The organism is Chryseobacterium sp. YIM B08800 (genome assembly GCF_026163565.1).
Taxonomy (GTDB): domain Bacteria; phylum Bacteroidota; class Bacteroidia; order Flavobacteriales; family Weeksellaceae; genus Chryseobacterium.
The window spans coordinates 108,497-127,106 of record NZ_JAPDKN010000016.1; the positions used below are offsets into that span (position 1 = coordinate 108,497).

General features: G+C 33.3%; 17 protein-coding genes. 14 read left to right on the forward strand and 3 right to left on the reverse strand.

Annotated elements, in window-relative coordinates:
• Nucleotides 1–13 precede the first annotated feature (13 nt).
• The gene (locus OEW74_RS07920; RefSeq protein WP_265427957.1) at nt 14–2,488 is read right to left on the reverse strand and encodes a TonB-dependent receptor domain-containing protein; all 2,475 of its coding nucleotides are present in this window, start codon (nt 2,486–2,488) and stop codon (nt 14–16) included.
• 188 nt (nt 2,489–2,676) lie between these two features.
• Between OEW74_RS07920 and OEW74_RS07925 the strand changes: the two genes are divergently transcribed.
• From OEW74_RS07925 to OEW74_RS07985, 13 genes are all read left to right on the forward strand, one after another.
• Nucleotides 2,677–3,354, forward strand: a complete 678-nt coding sequence (locus OEW74_RS07925) for a response regulator transcription factor (protein WP_062702984.1) — start codon at nt 2,677–2,679, stop codon at nt 3,352–3,354.
• Nucleotides 3,355–3,401: 47 nt separating this feature from the next.
• A complete protein-coding gene (locus OEW74_RS07930) occupies nt 3,402–4,433 on the forward strand; it encodes a sensor histidine kinase (RefSeq protein ID WP_265427958.1) in 1,032 nt (343 codons plus the stop codon).
• A gap of 132 nt (nt 4,434–4,565) precedes the next feature.
• Complete coding sequence (locus tag OEW74_RS07935; protein WP_265427959.1) at nt 4,566–5,168, forward strand: IS1096 element passenger TnpR family protein; 603 nt, start codon at nt 4,566–4,568, stop codon at nt 5,166–5,168.
• Between the two features lie 290 nt (nt 5,169–5,458).
• Nucleotides 5,459–6,727 (forward strand): alpha-amylase family glycosyl hydrolase, encoded by a 1,269-nt coding sequence (locus tag OEW74_RS07940; RefSeq protein WP_265427960.1) that lies wholly within the window; start codon nt 5,459–5,461, stop codon nt 6,725–6,727.
• A 137-nt stretch (nt 6,728–6,864) separates the two neighbouring features.
• Complete coding sequence (locus OEW74_RS07945; protein ID WP_265427961.1) at nt 6,865–7,305, forward strand: hypothetical protein; 441 nt, start codon at nt 6,865–6,867, stop codon at nt 7,303–7,305.
• A 118-nt stretch (nt 7,306–7,423) separates the two neighbouring features.
• Nucleotides 7,424–8,173 carry an SDR family NAD(P)-dependent oxidoreductase gene (locus OEW74_RS07950; RefSeq protein ID WP_265427962.1) on the forward strand — a complete coding sequence of 250 codons (750 nt, stop codon included), beginning with the start codon at nt 7,424–7,426 and terminating at the stop codon, nt 8,171–8,173.
• Nucleotides 8,174–8,323: 150 nt separating this feature from the next.
• A complete protein-coding gene (locus OEW74_RS07955; protein WP_265427963.1) occupies nt 8,324–9,118 on the forward strand; it encodes a thymidylate synthase in 795 nt (264 codons plus the stop codon).
• A 77-nt stretch (nt 9,119–9,195) separates the two neighbouring features.
• A complete protein-coding gene (locus OEW74_RS07960; RefSeq protein ID WP_265427964.1) occupies nt 9,196–9,438 on the forward strand; it encodes a hypothetical protein in 243 nt (80 codons plus the stop codon).
• Complete coding sequence (locus OEW74_RS07965; protein ID WP_265427965.1) at nt 9,435–9,743, forward strand: hypothetical protein; 309 nt, start codon at nt 9,435–9,437, stop codon at nt 9,741–9,743. The genes OEW74_RS07960 and OEW74_RS07965 overlap by 4 nt, the downstream gene beginning before the upstream one ends.
• A 59-nt stretch (nt 9,744–9,802) precedes the next feature.
• Nucleotides 9,803–10,021, forward strand: coding sequence for a hypothetical protein (locus tag OEW74_RS07970; RefSeq protein ID WP_204536973.1), 219 nt, complete (start codon nt 9,803–9,805; stop codon nt 10,019–10,021).
• 28 nt (nt 10,022–10,049) lie between these two features.
• Nucleotides 10,050–12,560, forward strand: coding sequence for a M1 family metallopeptidase (locus OEW74_RS07975; protein WP_265427966.1), 2,511 nt, complete (start codon nt 10,050–10,052; stop codon nt 12,558–12,560).
• 160 nt (nt 12,561–12,720) lie between these two features.
• Nucleotides 12,721–13,548: a T9SS type A sorting domain-containing protein gene (locus OEW74_RS07980; RefSeq protein ID WP_265427967.1), complete on the forward strand. Its 828-nt coding sequence runs from the start codon at nt 12,721–12,723 to the stop codon at nt 13,546–13,548.
• A 155-nt stretch (nt 13,549–13,703) separates the two neighbouring features.
• Nucleotides 13,704–15,032, forward strand: a complete 1,329-nt coding sequence (locus OEW74_RS07985) for a hydroxymethylglutaryl-CoA synthase family protein (RefSeq protein ID WP_265427968.1) — start codon at nt 13,704–13,706, stop codon at nt 15,030–15,032.
• Between the two features lie 41 nt (nt 15,033–15,073).
• Here OEW74_RS07985 and OEW74_RS07990 read toward each other — a convergent pair whose 3' ends face one another.
• Nucleotides 15,074–15,847 (reverse strand): hypothetical protein, encoded by a 774-nt coding sequence (locus tag OEW74_RS07990; RefSeq protein ID WP_265427969.1) that lies wholly within the window; start codon nt 15,845–15,847, stop codon nt 15,074–15,076.
• A gap of 7 nt (nt 15,848–15,854) precedes the next feature.
• Entirely contained in the window at nt 15,855–16,772 is a 918-nt protein-coding gene (locus tag OEW74_RS07995; protein WP_265427970.1) for a helix-turn-helix domain-containing protein, read from the reverse strand.
• Between the two features lie 177 nt (nt 16,773–16,949).
• Between OEW74_RS07995 and OEW74_RS08000 the strand changes: the two genes are divergently transcribed.
• Nucleotides 16,950–18,479, forward strand: a complete 1,530-nt coding sequence (locus OEW74_RS08000; protein ID WP_265427971.1) for an aldehyde dehydrogenase family protein — start codon at nt 16,950–16,952, stop codon at nt 18,477–18,479.
• The last annotated feature ends 131 nt before the right edge of the window (nt 18,480–18,610 follow it).

The following is an 18,610-nucleotide window of genomic DNA, read 5'->3' on the forward strand; positions in this document are numbered from 1 at the left end:
TTAGATTTATATTTTAAAATTTATAAGATAAACTGATTCCGGCTTCACGACCTCTTGTATAGTTTTGGTGAATAAAAGTACCTGCGCCGTTTTCCTGCTGTATTTTGTAATTAGGGTTTAATAAGTTTTTAGCAGAGATGCCAATACCTATTTTGTCTAAATTAAAGTTTAAATTGAGATCAAGAATATCTCTTCCTTGCTCATAGAAGTTTCCTGTCTTGTTGGTTCCGATAGCGTAAACATTTTTACCAACATGAGAATAAGAAACTACAAAGTCTAAACTGTTTGCGTTGCTCCATTTGTAGTTGTACCCTAAGTTTGCATTAGCAATGAAATCTGCAACACCCTGAATATCGTCTTTTGTCTGACCACTAAATTCTGCAGTCTTGCCTCCGTTTTCTTTAGCAAGTTCTTCAGGAGTTTTCAATTCTTGCTCAGAATGCATTACAGTTCCGTTCAAGAAGGTATAGATTTTAGAATTATTCCAAGAGTAAATATCTTTTCTAAATTCTAATTCCGCACCTAAAATATATCCCCAATTTGAAATATTAAAATAAGTCATATCATTTGGAGCAGAAGTAGAGTAGGTAGTTCTTGCGATTGCATTTTGAATATATTTACCAAAAGCGGCAACTGAAATAACTTCTCCTGATTTAGGGAACATTTCCCACTTTAAATCGAAATTATAATTATCTGACGGATAAAGATATTCATTACCATAAACATTGGTTGTAATATCATAATATGCAATTGGAATAATCTCTTTTGCTTGTGGTAAAGTATATGTTTTAGAGAATGATAATCTTAAATTCTGCTTATCATTGATGCTGTATTTAGCGTTTAATGCAGGCAAGAATTTGTTGTAAGTTTTATTTTTTCTTTTTTCAATTCCACCAGTTAAAGGTTCTGTCCATTTAGTTTGCATATCGATGAAGTCGTAGCGACCACCAACTTGTACAATAAACTTATCAGATAAAGTAATGTCTACATTTGCATGTCCAGATTGAAGGTTTTGTTTAATTCCATAATAGAATGGAGTAAATATATTATTTCCCGACATGAACGTCTGATACGTAAATAAGCCGTTGTTTCCTGCATTGATGAATGCATCGATATTATCAGGATCTACAGGATTGATAAAGCTGAAACCCATACCAATCGTTGTATTATCGAATTTTCTGTCTTTGTAAGATCCGTCGTAACCTGCCGTAATTTTGAAATTTTCAAAGCTTTTAGAAACATTTAAGTGTCCCAAAACAGTGTTGTCTGTAAGCTCATCAAAATATCTGTGGTTGTTGATCGCACTTCCTGCAAGCAAATTGAAGTTTTCTGCATCAATTGTATTTTGAAGACGGTCTGGTCTTTTGCTGTTTAGCATATTGTATCCTAAAGCCCAATCTGCTACCCAAGTTGATCCTATTTTATGATTTCCGAATAATTGGTTTACCCAAGTATCAGTAATCTTGTTGTCTCCTCTGTTGATGATTACATTTCTGTCAACATCATAAGAATATCCTTCGTATCTTTTAGCTGACTGAGAAGATGAATGAATATAATTTGAAGTAAAATTAATCTTATTATTGCTGTTTAATTTATATGCTAGATTAATTAAACCCGTTGTATTTGTTTTATAAACAGAACGTTGTACGTTGGTGAAGTTTGAATTTGGATTTCCGCTCGCAAAAAAGAAACCTTCTTGTCCTTCACTGTACTCATAGCTATTGTCAAACCCTGCATAAGCAAATAAAGATAGTTTTCCGAAAGTTGCACCACCTTCCACATTGATATCTGTATTGAAAGGGTTTTGAGCATTTTTAAAGTTCCACTTTGTAGTGAATGGATAAGACTGATAAGGATTTCCTTTTATGAAACTTGTTTCTTTAAATCCGAAAAAACCAGGTCCGCCATCCTGAAGTTTAAAGTCTTTTTTTCTGTAAGTCTGAAAGTTAACACCGCTTCCTAAACCAATTTTAAAATAAGGCTTTCCGCTGTGTTCTTTAGATACGATATTGATGTTAGCACCTCCAAAATCACCAGAAAATTTAGGATTGTAAACTTTATCTAATGAAATATATTCGATCATTGAAGTTTTAAAAATCTCAAGATCTATGTTTTTGAATTCGGGATCATCAGATGGAATTGTAAGTCCGTTTAAGGTTGTACTGTTGTAACGGTCTCCCAAACCTCTTACGAAAATCTGTCCGCTTCCTTCTTGTTTTTGTGTTCCACTGGCTTTGGTTACAGCAGTAGCAGCATCGCCTACACCTTGTTTGGCTAATTGTACAGAACCTACTCTTTCGATAACCTCTACAGATTTTTTCTGCATGTTGATTAGGTTAGCTTCAGTTCCTTTTTTTGTAGACCCTTTGATGATAACACCCTCAATCTTTTTTTCGTTCTTTACGGTGTCATTTTTTTCTTGAGCGTACATTAAAGTACCAGATGTGGTAAGGAATAATGCAGCGATACTCAGTTTTCTAAAATTCATTTCTTTTTTTACTAATTACTTTCGGTGCAAAGGAAGAAAAGATTGTTCGTGTAAATGGTTTAGTAAAATTTAAATTTTTCTTAACTAAACATTACGAAAACGAAATTATTGTTAACTTTATGTGAACGATAACCATTGTGTTAATCCATCATTCAAAATTGATTAACTTTGAAACGTAAAAATTGAAAATGAACCAAAAGAAAATTCTTCTAATAGACGATGAACTCGATATTCTAGAGATTCTGTCTTACAATCTGGAAAAGGAAGGTTACGACATCTATACCGCTACAAATGGTAACGAAGGTATAGAGAAAGCAAAAGAAATTATTCCCGATTTGATCTTATTAGATGTAATGATGCCCGAAAAAGACGGTATCGAAACTTGCCAGGAACTTAGAAAAGTAAAAGAGCTGCAAAAAACGCTTATCGTTTTTCTTTCTGCAAGAAGTGAAGAGTTTTCTCAGTTGGCCGGCTTTCAGGCAGGAGCAAACGATTATGTTGTAAAACTGATTAAACCGAAAATTCTTATTTCTAAAGTAAATGCATTGCTTCAGCTGACTTCTCAGGTTTCTGATAATGCTAAGCTGATAGAAATTGGTGATTTAGTTATTGATAAAGACAACTTCAGAGTTTCAAAAAGCGGACAGCAGTTTTTATTGCCTAAAAAAGAGTTCGATTTGCTTTATCTTTTAGCATCAAACACAGAAAAAGTGTTTAAAAGAGAAGAAATTCTTGAAAAAGTTTGGGGAAATGACGTGATCGTTGGTGAAAGAACAATTGATGTACACATCCGTAGGCTGAGAGAAAAATTAGGAATCAACACGATTCAGACTTTAAAAGGGATTGGGTACAAATTAATTGTTTAACTCAAATAAATCCTAACTTTACATTTAACCTATAAAATTTTGTAAAATTGAAATTTTACAGACTAACTTTAGTTTCATCATGTCTGCTTACATTGGTGATGTTTGTTTTGGTGATTATTTTCGATTCACTGAAAGATATTTATTACCATACTTCCCAGTTTAAGATTGGTCTTTTTGTGTGCATCGTTTTGATGTTTATTATTAATTATGTGGTCTTAGAGCTGCTTTTTAATTATTATGCAAAAAAACAGGTCAGAAAAATCTCAAAAATTCTTCCGGAAGAAATTGTTTACAGCGATCAGAATAATATTACGCTGAAAGAGCTGGGCGAAAGATTTTCAGATTTCAATCAACAACAACTCACCGAGATGGATATGATGAAGGAAATGGAAAGTTACCGTAAAGAATATATCGGAAATGTTTCGCATGAGCTGAAAACTCCGCTTTTTTCGATTCAAGGTTATGTAGAAACTTTGGTTGACGGTGGAGTAGACAACTTAACGATTCGTGATAAATATTTAGAAAGAATTGGTATTTCTGTAGAAAGATTGATTGCTATTGTAAATGATCTCGATATGATCAACAGATTAGAGGCCGGAGAAATTAATCTTACCGTTTCAAAATTTGATGTTAATATTCTGATTAAAGAAATTTTTGACCTTCTCGATCTTGAAGCCGAAAAAAACAATACTGTTTTGCAGCTTCAGACTTTGCACAGCCAAATTTTTGTGGAAGCAGACAAACAAAAGATTTCTCAGGTTTTTATAAATTTAATTTCAAATGCTATTCATTACGCCAACAGACAGGAAGCTAGAGTAGTGGTGAAAACAAGCGTTCTCAAAAACAAAGTACTCATTGAAGTGATTGATAACGGGATGGGTATAAAAACGGAATTATTGCCAAGAATTTTTGAAAGATTTTACAGAGTAGAGACAAGCCGAAGCCGAAGACAAGGCGGTTCGGGATTAGGACTTGCCATTGTAAAGCACATTCTGGAGGCTCATAACGAAAATATTACGGTAGAAAGCGTTTACCTGGAAGGCACAAAATTCAGTTTTATGCTCGAGAAAAGTAAATGATTTTGGCGAAATGTAAGAAAAAAAAAGTTTCTAAAAAATTATTAAATATTTTTTGTAAAATCTCATTTATTATATATTTGCATCAAGAATTTATCATAATAAATAAAGGCAAAAAGTAATTGAAATACTGATATGGTTTACAAAATCCGTGTAATATTAGATACGAAAGAAGACATTTTCCGCGATGTAGAAATCAAAGGAAAACAAACACTCTGGAACTTACATTTGGGAATTAAAAGTGCATTCAATCTTAGTGGAGATGAGCTGTCTACTTTTAATCTTCTCGAAGAAGATGGTACTGTTGTAAAAAGCGTTCCACTTGAAGATATGAGTGATGATGGTGATGGCGAGATTATGTCAGATGTGTACATCGATGAAGCATTTGAGTCAGCAGGAGACAAAGCACAGTTCCAATATGGGTTGCTTGATCTTTGGGAATTTTTCTGCGAGCTTATAGAAGTGGTTGAAGAAACAAAAGGTGTGAATTATCCGCTTACTGCATACAGATTCGGAAATGCTCCTTTAAAAGCTCCAAGCAAAAGTGGAAGTGCTGCAGGATCAAAAAACAAAAAATCTGCAATGCCTTTAATGGATGACGATTTCAATTTTGATGATGATTTCGGAGGTGGAAGCAATAACTTTGCAGATGAAGATGACGATAGCTTTGATGACGATGAAGAAGATGACTACAATGATGATGTTTTCGATGATGAAGACGACGACAACGAAAGATAGAAACTAAAATATAGCCCTGAAGTAAAATTCAGGGTTTTTTGTTTCAAATAAATTTTAATACTCAATTTCTTATTTTTGCAAAAATTTAAAGCTCGTTTAAATGAATTTATCCCTCAGATTTTTACTGATTAAAAAAAATATCTATCTGTTTTTTTATCTGCTAAATCTGCACAATCAGCGAGAATTTTATAAAAGTTGATTGAAAATTATTAAATAATAAACTTAAACGGGTTTGTAAAACTACTTTTAGGAACAGAATATGTTTCTTTTTATTTTAAATGAAAATGAATATGGATTTACCTCAGGAATGGAAACACACCACCAATATATATGAAGTTAACGTAAGACAATACACTAAAGAAGGCACTTTCAGAGCGTTTGAAAAAGAAATGCCACGCCTGAAAAATATGGGCGTTAAAACCTTATGGTTCATGCCGATTACTCCGATTGCTCAAAAAAATAAGAAAGGAAGTTTAGGAAGTCCTTATGCAGCGTCAGATTACACTTCAATTAATCCTGAGTTTGGAACGATGGATGATTTCAAACATTTAATTAATGAAGCGCATCGTTTAGGTTTTAAAGTAATTATCGACTGGGTTGCTAATCACACAGGTTGGGACCATGTTTGGACGAAAACAAATCCCGAATTTTACCTGAAAGAGAATGGAGATTTTAAAATGGCTTCCGGAATGGATGATATTATCGAGCTTGATTATGAAAATCAAGAAATGAGGAAAGCGATGATTGATGCGATGAAATTCTGGATTGAAGAAGCAGATATTGATGGTTTTAGATGCGATTTGGCTTCTTGGGTAACTGTTGATTTTTGGAAAGAAGCAAGACCAGAAGTCGAAAAAATAAAACCTCTTTTCTGGATTGGTGAGTTTGATGAATTGGAAAGTCCGGAATACGGAAAAGTTTTTGATGCAAGCTATTCTTGGAAATGGATGCACAAATCTGCCGAATTCTATAAAGACAATCAACCGATTCATGAACTTGTAGATTTGCTTAGGAAATATTCTCAAATCGGAGATTCTTCAATGAGAGCTTGGTTTACAACCAATCATGACGAAAATTCATGGAACGGAACAGAATACGAAAAGTACGACGATATTACCAAACCAATGGCAATATTTTCAGCAACCTGGAACGGAATTCCGTTATTATATTCGGGCCAGGAACTTCCGAATCTGAAAAGATTAGAATTTTTTGAAAAAGACCCAATTGAGTGGACGAATCATTGCGAAATGGCTGATTTTTATAAAACTTTATTGAATCTGAAATCTTCAAACCCAGCTTTACGAGGTGGTGATTCAAATGTTGTGACCTATCTTTTAAATACTTCTGCGAATGATAAAATTTTTGCTTACATCAGAAAAAATAAGTGGAATGAAGTTTTAGTGGTGCTCAATTTTTCAAAAGAAAATGTAGAATTTACCATTGAAGATGAAAATGTTGCCGGAGCTTTTAAAAATATTTTTGATGGAACGAAAAGAGATTTCAACAACGGTAAAAACTTTAGTTTTAAGGTTTCTGATTACGCTGTTTTTGAAAAATAAATTGACATAAAGTTGTGAGCTAAGTTTTTCTTTTAAGATTAAATCAAAATACATAACTTTAAAAATATATTATAATGGAAGCGGGCTTTAGCCCGTTTTTTAATGAATTAAAGAAAAGGCTTTAGCCAAAATTTAATATGAACAAATCTTCACTTATCAATATTGTTAAATTAAAACTCTCCGAAAAAATAAACAACTTCGAGAAACTGATTTCTGAAACCCGTGCATCAAGCAACGATACAAAAAGTTCAATGGGAGATAAATATGAAACAGGAAGAGAAATGCTTCAGCAGGAAATCAATAATCTTCAGGTTCAATTAAATGAAGTTTTGAAGCAACAGGATTTTCTGAAAACGATACTTCCAAAACAGTCGGAAAAAGCAGAAAAAGGAGCGATTGTAAAAACTGAAAAAGGTTTGTTTTTTATTTCGGTTTCTTTGGGTGAAATTACTTTTGAAAATCAAAAAATTATCTGTATTTCTCCAGAATCTCCTTTGGCAAAAGCAATGAATGGAAAACAGGAAAACGATTCTTTCTCGCTTAATAATATCAGCCAAAAAATTATTGAGATTCAGTAGTTTTAAGTTTGAAAACATCATTGATTCAAAAAGAAGCATTTATGAGTTTATTAACTTTTAAAAAACTCTCTTTGCATAATTTTTGTTGATTTAATATCATAATTAAATATCATTTATTATGAAAATTTTAAATAATAAAGTAGCATTAGTTATTGGCGCAGGTTCAGGAATTGGACTTGCTATCGCAAAATTATACGCTAAAGAAGGAGCAAAAGTTATTGTTTCAGACATTAATGAAGAGCATGGAAAATCTGCAGTTGAACAGATAAAGTCAGAAGGCGGTGAAGCAAGTTTTGTAAAAGCCGATACTTCAAATCCTGAACAGGTTGAAGCTTTGGTAAAAGCAACCGTTGATACTTACGGAAGATTAGATATTGCTTGTAACAATGCCGGAATTGGTGGTGAAGCAAACCAAACAGGAGATTACAGTCTTGATGGATGGAAAAAAGTAATTGATATTAATCTCGATGGTGTTTTCTACGGTTGTAAATACGAATTGACGCAAATGGAGAAAAATGGAGGTGGTGTTATTGTAAACATCGCATCGATTCACGGAACAGTTGCAGCTCCATTATCATCAGCTTATACTTCTACTAAACATGCTGTTGTTGGTTTGACAAAAAATATCGGAGCAGAATATGGTCAGAAAAACATTCGTTGTAATGCAGTTGGACCTGGTTATATTGATACCCCTCTTTTGAATCAGTTAGACGACGAACATAAAAAAGCATTGATTGCAAAACATCCGATGGGAAGATTAGGAAAGTCTGAAGAAGTTGCAGAATTGGTTCTTTTCTTAAGTTCTGATAAATCATCTTTTATGACGGGAGGTTATTATTTGGTTGATGGAGGTTATACGGCAGTTTAATTTCATTAAAAATAAATTTATAGAAGCGTTCATTTTTTGTGAATGCTTTTTTTGATAGAAAATTGAAATTGTATTGATATGGATAACTTTAGTTTTGAAATGAAGATTTTAAACTTTGTTTTTTCTAAATTTGAGGGATAATTTTTCGCAATGCAAAACTACCTCGATTTACTTCAGCATATTTTAGATAACGGAACCGATAAAACTGACAGAACAGGAACAGGAACACGCAGTGTTTTTGGATACCAGTTACGTTACGATTTATCAAAAGGATTTCCTTTGGTTACGACTAAAAAAGTTCATTTAAAATCAATTATTTACGAATTGCTTTGGTTCATTAAAGGAGACACCAATATTAAATATCTTACTGACAACGGCGTTTCTATTTGGAACGAATGGGCCGATAAAAACGGAGACTTAGGACCTGTTTACGGTGCACAATGGAGAAGCTGGAGCGGTGCCGACGGAAAAGTTGTTGACCAATTTTCTGAAGTCATCGAGCAAATCAAAAAAAATCCTGATTCCAGAAGATTAATTGTCTCTGCATGGAACGCTGCCGAAATTCCAAATATGGCTTTGGCGCCTTGTCACGCTTTATTTCAGTTTTATGTAGCTGACGGAAAATTGTCGCTTCAATTATACCAGAGAAGTGCAGATGTTTTCTTGGGAGTTCCTTTCAATATCGCAAGTTATGCGCTTTTATTGATGATGGTTGCTCAGGTTACGGGATTAGAAGTTGGTGATTATGTGCATACTTTTGGGGATGTTCATATTTACAATAATCATTTTGAACAGGTTAATAAACAGCTTTCAAGAGAGACAAGACCTTTGCCAACTATGAAACTCAATCCTGAAATTAAAGATATTTTCGATTTTAATTTTGAAGATTTTACTTTAGAAAATTATGATCCACATCCGGGAATTAAAGCTCCTGTTGCGATATAATCTACTTTGGCAAAGTTTAAAATCTTTGCCAAAGTTTTTATTTAAAAATTTTTAACTTTGATTAAAATCCTGAAATTATGGAAATTAAAATCAGTTTAGACGAATATGCAGATGTTCCTTTCATTAAAAAACTTTTGTCTCAGATAAAAGGAATTAATCATATTGAGATTTCTGAAAACGATAAAACTTATTCGTGGGAAGAGATTGAGAATTCTGAAAATTTTGGAAAGGTTATGGAACAAAGTGAAAATGATTACAGAAATGGAAATCATCAAGAATTAACAGATGATTTGTTAGACGATATTTTTGATAGAAAATGAAAGTTGAAGTTTCAAGAACTGCGCAAATTTCTTTGGAAGAAATAATAGATTTTCTAAAGATAAATTGGACAAAAAAAGAAATTAATACTTTGAAAGTTTATATTAAAAATTTCAGACAAGTTATAAAAGATGGAATAATACAATATCAATCTTTAGAAAATTACACAAATATTAGATTTACTCTCATAGGAAAAAAGCAAGTGAAACTTTTTTATGAAATTAAAAAAGACTTAGTTATCATAAAACTTTTTTGGCATTGTAAACAAAATCCTAATAAATTGATGACAATTTTAAATCAAAAATAAGGTGAAGTTAAGCTTCACTTTTTTTGTAACTTTCACGCCAAAATATCTACTTATCACTTATGAAATCACTGAAAATTAGCATTGAAGAAAATACGGATGTTGAAAAATTAAAAGAACTTTTACTTCAGGTGAAAGGAATTAATGATATTGAAATTATCGACGACGAAAATCCTGAAAGTGAACTGAAAAAAGCGTTTGCAAAAACTAAAGAACAGTTGAAGAAAGGTGATTACGAAACATTGGTCAACGATATTTTTGATATTCTGATTAAAAAATAATTCAAAAAAAATAATAATATAGAAAAGGATGAGAAAAGCCATTTTATCTATCGCAATACTTGGAGTTTTATTCTCCGCAAATGTATCTGCACAAACAGAAACTTCGGGAAGAGAAAAAGTCTACAGAGCAACACATACAAAAGTTACAGAGCTTAAACATACCAAACTTAAAGTTAATTTTGATTATCAAAAAGAGCAGATGAATGGTGAAGAATGGTTAACGGCTTCTCCGTATTTTTATCCTTCTAATGAATTGACGCTTGATGCAAAAGGAATGTTGATTCATGAAGTGGCTTTAGATAATAACGGCAAAAAATCTCCTTTAAAATATGATTATAAAAATGATGTTTTAAAGATAAATTTAGATAAAACGTATACAAGAAATCAGGATTATACGGTTTACATCAAGTACACTTCCCGTCCGAATGAAGTGAAACAAGAGGGAAGTGCAGCAATCAACGATGCAAAAGGTCTTTATTTCATCAATGCTCAAGGAAAAGAAGCTGATAAACCAACGCAAATCTGGACTCAGGGCGAAACTGAATCTTCTTCAGCGTGGTTTCCAACAATCGATAAACCGAATCAGAAGACCACTCAGGAAATCTACATGACTGTTCCTGATAAATACGTTACCCTTTCTAACGGGATTTTAAAAGAATCAAAAAAAGAATCCAACGATTTAAGAACCGACCATTGGGTGATGGATAAAAGACATTCTACCTACCTTTTCTTTATGGGAGTTGGTGATTATGCCGTTGTAAAAGACAAATGGAAAAATATTCCTGTAGATTATTATATCGAAAAAGCATACGAACCGTATGCAAAGCAGATTTACGGAAACACTCCGGAAATGATCGATTTTTTCTCTAAAAAATTAGGTTACGATTATCCTTGGGCAAAATATGCTCAAATTTCTGGTAGAGATTACGTTTCCGGAGCGATGGAAAATACCACAGCAACGCTTCACGGAAGTGATATTCTTCAAAAACCGGGACAATTAATTGATGAGAACAAATGGGAAGATACCATCGCTCATGAATTATTTCACCATTGGTTTGGAGATTTAGTTACTGCAGAAAGCTGGAGTAATCTTACGGTAAATGAATCTTTTGCTAACTATTCAGAATATCTTTGGAACGAATATAAATACGGAAAAGACCAGGCAGATTATCATCAGATGGAAGATGTGAATCATTACATTCACAATCCTTCAGATTTCAAAAAAGATTTGGTAAGATTTGATTACGGTTCTCGTGAAGATGTTTTTGACTTGGTAACGTATCAAAAAGGAGGCGGAATTCTTCATATGTTGAGAAATTATTTGGGTGATGATGCATTCTTCGCAGGAGTTACAGATTATCTTAAAACCAACGAATATAAAAATGCCGAAGCACATCAGTTGAGATTATCTTTTGAAAAAGTTTCTGGTAAAGATTTAAATTGGTTCTTTAATCAGTGGTATTTTGGAAGCGGAAACCCAAAATTAAATTATACTTACACTTTCGAGCCTGTAAAAAAACAGGTTACGGTTACATTGAATCAATCTCAGGATCTACCTTTTGAATTTCCTTTGGCTATTGATGTTTATGATAACGGCAAACCAAAAAGATATAATGTTTGGGCGAATGCGACTGCAAAAAATACTTTTACTTTCGATTCGTCTAAAAATCCGGATTTAATTAATATCAATGCGGACGGAGTTTTGTTAGCTGATGTTACTGAATCTAAAACTCCGGAGCAGAATTTCCTGCAGTTTACCAATTCTAAAGAGTTTAAAAGCAAATACATCGCTTTGAACGCCATAAAAGATCAGGTGGGTAAAAATCCGGCAGCTACAAAATTATTGGCAGCAGCTATAAAAGATCCTTTCTTCAGAATCAGAATGAAAGCTTTGGAACTGATGGATCTAAGCAATTCTGAGCAGATGAAAGCTTTGGGAAGCGATGTTGAAAAGCTGGCTTCAAATGATCCTAAAACTTTGGTTCAGGGTGTTGCAATTGCGGCTTTAGCAAAAACGAAAGACAAAAAATATACTCCGATTTTTGAAAAAGGCGTAAATGCGGTTTCCAATTCTGTAAAAGTAAACTCTTTGGCAGCAATTATCGCAGTAGATCCTTCAAAAGTAAATGGTTTAGCTGATAAAATTGAACTGGATGGTGCTTCTGAAGAAATGCTTACTCAGTTATTGCCTGTTGTGGTTAAAAATAAAGTGACTTCTCAGATGGCAAATATTGCTTCGATTGCAGCATTTTATCCTTTTGTGAAATTCCAGAATCCTGAATTGGGAAAAGTGGCTGAAGAAGGCTATAACTGGATCATGTCTTCGGATAATTTAAAAGCTACAGAAAGTATTACAAAAATTTTAGATCAGGCTAAAGGACAAATGGGAGATAATCCGCAAGTAAAAATGATGATTACTCAAATGTTAAAAGATGGTCTGAATAAGAAAATGGAACTTCTTAAGCAAAATCCTCAAAAAGCATCAAGCATCAATCCGCAAATTGATGCAATCAATAAAGCAATTGAAAATTTTAAATAAAAATTAATAAGAATTTTACCAAAACCACTGCATCAGTAGTGGTTTTTTTATTTTTCATAAATAATTATATTTGATTATTTGGTAATGTAATATCATATTTATTGTGTTTTTGTAAAATATATTATATATTTGATGTTGAACTATTAATAAAAGATGATTTATGAAAACAAAACTATTCTCTAAAATTTTATCAAAACGCCTATACACTGCAATAGCAGTTCTTGGGATTACGTTTTCGAATGCACAGATTACCACGTTTCCGTGGACAGAAACTTTTGAAGATAACTCACCAACAAGAGGTGACTGGACTCAAATTTACGAAGTAAATAATATGTCTTGGACTTTTGCTTCCACATCTTCAACAGGTAGTGTAAGTACAGCTTACGAAGGAGTAAAGTTTGCAAATTATCCCGGTACATCTCACAACTTTGATAAAACAAAATTGGTAAGTCCTGTATTAAATTTATCTTCAGTTACTAATCCAACGGTAAGCTTTTATTACATCAATAAGTTGTGGAGTCCCGACCTAAACTGGTTAAGAGTTTTTTACAGAACTTCTGCTACTGGAACCTGGACCCAGCTTGCTGAGTTCCATTCTAATATTACAACTTGGACTTCTTCCGGAGCTATTGCAATTCCTCCTACAACTTATCAGATTGCTATCGAATGCGAAACTGATTATGGATATTCTACATTAGTGGATGCAGTAGTTGTTTCAGGAGCTAGTTTAAGTGTAAAAGATGTGACGAAATCTGCAAAATCTTCAATCAGCTATTATCCAAATCCTGTCGGAAATACTTTGAACTATAAGAGCAGTGAAAAAGTAAATGATATTACTATTTATAACAATGCCGGTCAAAAGATTCAGTATCATAAAACAGATTCAAATCAAGGTAGTTTAGATGTTTCTGCATTGCCAAGTGGAGTGTATATGATTTCTGGTAAAACAGCATTAGGTACAGAATCATTCAAAATGATTAAAAAGTAATTTAAATTTTAACCAATTAAATACATGTTATTTTCAGAGCACTTCGAAAGAGGTGCTTTTTTGTTAATGTAATTTTGTGTAATCGGCAAAAAAATAGACGATTCTCCAGTATTTTTTATTACATCTTTCATAAATTCGTTTAAAATTTGACGATTATGAGTTTTGGAATTGAGGCAGCAAGTTATTATGTGCCTTCTTTGTATTTGAAAATTAAAGATTTAGCAGAAAAAAGAGGAATTGAACCTGCAAAACTGGAAAAAGGATTAGGCTTACATAAAATGGGATTTCCCGATGTACATGAAGATGCTGCTACATTCGCTGCAGAAGCTTTATTAAAATTAATAAAAGACTACCAAATCAATCCCAAAGAAATCTCACGTATTTATTTAGGAACTGAAAGCGCAATCGATGCCGCTAAACCAACAGCTTCCTATGCAATGCAGATGATAGAAAAAGTTTTGGAAGCAGAGTTTGGAGAAAGATGTTTCAAAAACTGTGATGTGGTAGATATGACTTTTGCTTGCATTGGCGCAGTAGATGCGCTTCATAATTCTTTAGATTTTGTAAGAGTAAATCCGGATAAAAAAGCAGTGGTTATTGCAAGTGATTATGCCAAATATGAGCTGGCTTCATCCGGTGAATATACTCAGGGTGGAGGTGCAGTTGCTTTATTGGTTTCCGCAAAACCTGATTTAATTGAGATTGAAAATAATTGGGGGGTTGCTACAGAATCAGTTTTTGATTTTTTTAAACCAAGAAGACATTTCAAAAAAGAAAATTTAAAAAATGCTCCTGAAGCTTTTCCGGATAAAATAGAAATTTTTACGGATGAACCTATTTTTGACGGGCAATATTCCAACCAATGTTATCAGGATAGGATTAGGGAAGCTTATCAGCATTATGAGGAAGTTTCAGGCAAAACAAAACCTTCTAAGAACTGGAAATATCTTATTTTCCATCTTCCGTATGCATTTCATGGGAAAAGAGTTTTTACAGAGATTTACAGCTTAGAAAACGGACTCCCTTATTCAAATGCTGACGAACAAAAAGCAGTTGCAAAGTCTGAAAATTACATCGAATTTATCAACAGTAAAATTGAAAAAACACAACGTGCGTCTTCGGAAATAGGAAATATGTACACCGCTTCAATTTTTATGGCTTTACTTTCAGGTCTACAGACTTCTTTTAATGAAAATGAAGAATTAGCCGGTGAAGAAATCGGATTTGTTGGTTATGGAAGCGGTTCAAAATCAAAAGTTTTTGCCGGAAAAGTTTCTGAAAACTGGAAAAATGTGGTTACAAAATGGGATTTATTTGAAAATCTTAAAAATCGTTTAGCGATTGATTTTGATACTTATGAAAAGCTTCACAGAAAACAATTGGAATATTCTGTAAATCCAGATTACAACGGATTTGGTTTAGAATTTGTAGAATTGGAAAATCCTGTGCTGAAAGGAGCGAGGTATTACGCTTATAAAGGATAAAATAATAAATAAAGCATCTCAATTGAGGTGCTTTGGTTTTTTCAATATTTATAATAATTATCTAAATACCACAAAATATATTTTTCAAATAAAGAATCTGCGGTCAAGTTTTTTCTTAAAAGTGATTTTTCTGGAAGTATTTTATTTAAAGTGGTGTTGACATCTAAATTAACAGATAATTTTTTTCCATCTATTGGTTGTCCCAAAGGATTTAAAAAATTAAGTATATATTTTTCGTTTTGATAACTAATTATGGCTGAATTCAATCCATGTGAGTAAACTGTTATAATTGAGTCAGATGGCTTAATGGATTCAAGATATTTATCAAATATTTTGAACTCTTTAATATCTTTTATTTTCTGTTTTCCAGATTTATCAATTTTCTTTGTTTGTTCATCTCCAATTTTGTAGAAAATATTATTTACTTTAATTAGTTTAATGATATCTTGTTTTGATATTGATAACTTTATTTGTTTTCTGATTAGCTCGTAATCGAAATTATTTTTATTTAGACCTAATTCGGAGATTAAATTATCAACGAGAGAACTTTTTAAATTCTTTTTTGTAGTATGAATTTCATTGATTGATAATCTGGTATCTTTTTTAGTGGAATCGTTGTAAATGTAGAATTTCTTTAGTCGTGTGAATTCTAACTTAGAATTATTCTTTTCAGGATAAATTTTAATAAATTCTTGACTGTCATAAATTCCACTTCCATCACTTTGATAGCCTGAATTTCGGTATTCAATTTTTATATTTTGAGCTAAAAAATCTTGTGTAAGTAAGAAAACTACAAAAAGAGCGAAAAACCTCATAAAAAATCTAAATAATAATTTTATTCTGATAACTCTTCGGCGTCACTCCAACCAATTGTTTAAAAACCCTTGTGAAATAATTGGTATCAGAAAAACCGGTTTGAAAAGCGGTTTCCTTGATGCTGTTATTTAAAGCTAAAAGTTCTTTTGCCCTGTTAATGCGTTCCTGAAGAATGAAATCATTGGGAGAAGTTCCCAATTCATCTTTAAACATTTTAAAGAAATTTGACTTGCTTACGTAAGCCAGTTTTGCAATGCTGTCAATAGAAAGTTTTTGGTGAATATTTTTCTTGATATAATCTACCACAAACCCAATTCTTGATTTATTTTTTGCAATATTTTTTTCTACCATAGTTCTTGCCTGAGTTTGCATCAGCCTGATTAATAATTCCTTTAAAGCAAAATCTGCCATAATATCTTTCTGCGAATTATCATCCATTGCAATTCTCATAATATTATTGGTGGCAGAAGCTAAAGACTGATTATTAAACAGAAAATATTCATCCAGTTGTATATTCCATGTTGAGGTTTCGTCTACTTTTGGAAGATTATAGTTGAGGTGATTCAGAGAATTTTCAATAAAATCGGGGTTTAAGCTTAAAGAAATACATTGAGAAGGAGTTTCGTCTGCATCGGGAAAATCGATGACCATGGTTTCTCCGGGAGCGACCAAAACGCTTTCTCCGGGATGATAATCAAAATAATTAGTCTTATTTTCCAGCTTCATATGCTTTTTACCTCGAAGCATTGCTGTGAATGCGATGTTGTCAAAATGTAGTTTTACGCCGTAAGCAGACTTGTGAGTTTCGTAAATGCTAAATTCACAGTTGTTTAGATTGAATAATGTCTGGTTTTCAATCAAGTTCAAAAGCTGGCTTTCCTTCTTTAATTCAGGAGTATTTAATAAAAACTTGTTATCATTCATTTCTAAACATTTTTCAAGACCTGTCTATTCAAATATAGAAATTAATTGAGGAATTCTTTGTTAATGAAATGATAAAATTAGAATGATGTAGGATTTTAGTATTCTTTTGTAGGATTCTGCTATTCAATTCTCTTAGCTGTGTGTAATTTGGCTTTAGATAAAATTAAACTTACTAATATGAGCACAACAACAGAACAACAATCATCTACCACTTTACAGTGGCCGGAGTTTAAAAATCAATACAATAATTACATTGACGGAAAGTTTACAGCACCGGTTAACGGGCAGTATTTTGATGTAGTTTCACCAGTTGATGGAAAAGTTTTCACTCAGGCAGCACACTCATCAAAAGAAGATTTAGAATTGGCAGTAAATGCTGCAGAAAAAGCATTCGAAACATGGAAAAACACTTCATCTACTGAAAGAAGTATTATCCTGAATAAAATAGCTGATAGAATTGAGCAGAATTTAGAATATATCGCAACCGTTGAAACGATTGATAACGGTAAAGCGGTAAGAGAAACTTTGGCAGCTGATATTCCTTTGGCAGTTGACCATTTCAGATATTTTGCATCGGTCATCAGAGCAGAAGAAGGCTCTCACAACGAATTAGATAAAGACACCGTTTCATTAATCGTACATGAACCATTAGGTGTTATTGCACAAATTATTCCTTGGAATTTCCCAATCCTTATGGCAGTTTGGAAATTAGCTCCGGCTTTGGCAGCTGGAAATTGCGTAGTCTTAAAGCCTGCAGAAAGTACACCGGTCTCTATTTTAGTTTTAATGGAACTCATTGGCGATTTGCTTCCGGCGGGAGTGGTGAATATCGTTAATGGTTTCGGAGCAGAATTAGGAAGAGCTTTGGTGACCAACCCAAAAGTGAACAAAGCAGCATTTACAGGTTCTACAGCAACGGGGCGTTTGGTAATGCAGTATGCAACAGAAAATATCATTCCGGTGACTTTAGAATTGGGAGGTAAATCTCCAAACGTATTCTTCAGTTCGGTGATGGATGCAGACGATGCATTTTTAGATAAAGCCATTGAAGGAGCAGTACTTTTCGCTTTAAATCAGGGTGAAATTTGTACTTGCCCGTCAAGATTATTGGTGCAGGAAGATATTGCAGACGCTTTCATTGCAAAAGTTATCGAAAGAGTAAAAGCAATCAAAGTAGGAAATCCTTTAGATAAAACAGTGATGATGGGAGCTCAGGCTTCAAAAATTCAGAAAGACAAGATTCTTTCTTATATCAAACTGGGTAAAGAAGAAGGTGCAGAAGTTTTAGTTGGTGGCGATGTAAATCATGTTGGAGAAGGTTTAGATGAAGGATATTACATTCAGCCGACCATTTTCAAAGGAAACAACAGGATGAGAATCTTCCAGGAAGAAATTTTCGGACCGGTTCTCGCGTTCACAACCTTCAAAGACGAAGAAGAAGGAATTAAAATTGCCAATGATACGATTTACGGATTGGGAGCAGGAGTTTGGACGAGAGATGCGCACCAGTTGTACAATGTGCCACGTCAGATTCAGGCGGGTAGAGTTTGGGTCAATCAATATCACTCATATCCTGCAGGAGCTCCATTTGGAGGCTACAAACAGTCGGGTATTGGTAGAGAAAACCACAAAATGATGTTAGACCATTACCGTCAAACCAAAAACATGTTGATTTCATACAACAAAAACAAATTAGGATTCTTTTAATTTTTAAATACTAGGGGCGTGCCCGTTTGCCTTGGCTTTGGTCAGGGCAAAACGGTCGGGCTATTCAGGGCTGCACTTCGTTTCGGTACTCCGCTTCGCTCCGCACTCTCGCTTTCAGCGAGACCCTTACT

Bases quoted from the DNA above. Each gene is read 5' to 3' on its own strand.
- OEW74_RS08000 (WP_265427971.1), top strand. From the start codon at position 16,950: ATGAGCACAACAACAGAACAACAATCATCTACCACTTTACAGTGGCCG.
- OEW74_RS07920 (WP_265427957.1), bottom strand. From the start codon at position 2,488: ATGAATTTTAGAAAACTGAGTATCGCTGCATTATTCCTTACCACATCT.
- OEW74_RS07965 (WP_265427965.1), top strand. From the start codon at position 9,435: ATGAAAGTTGAAGTTTCAAGAACTGCGCAAATTTCTTTGGAAGAAATA.
- OEW74_RS07970 (WP_204536973.1), top strand. From the start codon at position 9,803: ATGAAATCACTGAAAATTAGCATTGAAGAAAATACGGATGTTGAAAAA.
- OEW74_RS07990 (WP_265427969.1), bottom strand. From the start codon at position 15,847: ATGAGGTTTTTCGCTCTTTTTGTAGTTTTCTTACTTACACAAGATTTT.
- OEW74_RS07960 (WP_265427964.1), top strand. From the start codon at position 9,196: ATGGAAATTAAAATCAGTTTAGACGAATATGCAGATGTTCCTTTCATT.
- OEW74_RS07935 (WP_265427959.1), top strand. From the start codon at position 4,566: ATGGTTTACAAAATCCGTGTAATATTAGATACGAAAGAAGACATTTTC.
- OEW74_RS07980 (WP_265427967.1), top strand. From the start codon at position 12,721: ATGAAAACAAAACTATTCTCTAAAATTTTATCAAAACGCCTATACACT.
- OEW74_RS07945 (WP_265427961.1), top strand. From the start codon at position 6,865: ATGAACAAATCTTCACTTATCAATATTGTTAAATTAAAACTCTCCGAA.
- OEW74_RS07925 (WP_062702984.1), top strand. From the start codon at position 2,677: ATGAACCAAAAGAAAATTCTTCTAATAGACGATGAACTCGATATTCTA.
- OEW74_RS07995 (WP_265427970.1), bottom strand. From the start codon at position 16,772: ATGAATGATAACAAGTTTTTATTAAATACTCCTGAATTAAAGAAGGAA.
- OEW74_RS07950 (WP_265427962.1), top strand. From the start codon at position 7,424: ATGAAAATTTTAAATAATAAAGTAGCATTAGTTATTGGCGCAGGTTCA.
- OEW74_RS07955 (WP_265427963.1), top strand. From the start codon at position 8,324: ATGCAAAACTACCTCGATTTACTTCAGCATATTTTAGATAACGGAACC.
- OEW74_RS07975 (WP_265427966.1), top strand. From the start codon at position 10,050: ATGAGAAAAGCCATTTTATCTATCGCAATACTTGGAGTTTTATTCTCC.
- OEW74_RS07985 (WP_265427968.1), top strand. From the start codon at position 13,704: ATGAGTTTTGGAATTGAGGCAGCAAGTTATTATGTGCCTTCTTTGTAT.
- OEW74_RS07940 (WP_265427960.1), top strand. From the start codon at position 5,459: ATGGATTTACCTCAGGAATGGAAACACACCACCAATATATATGAAGTT.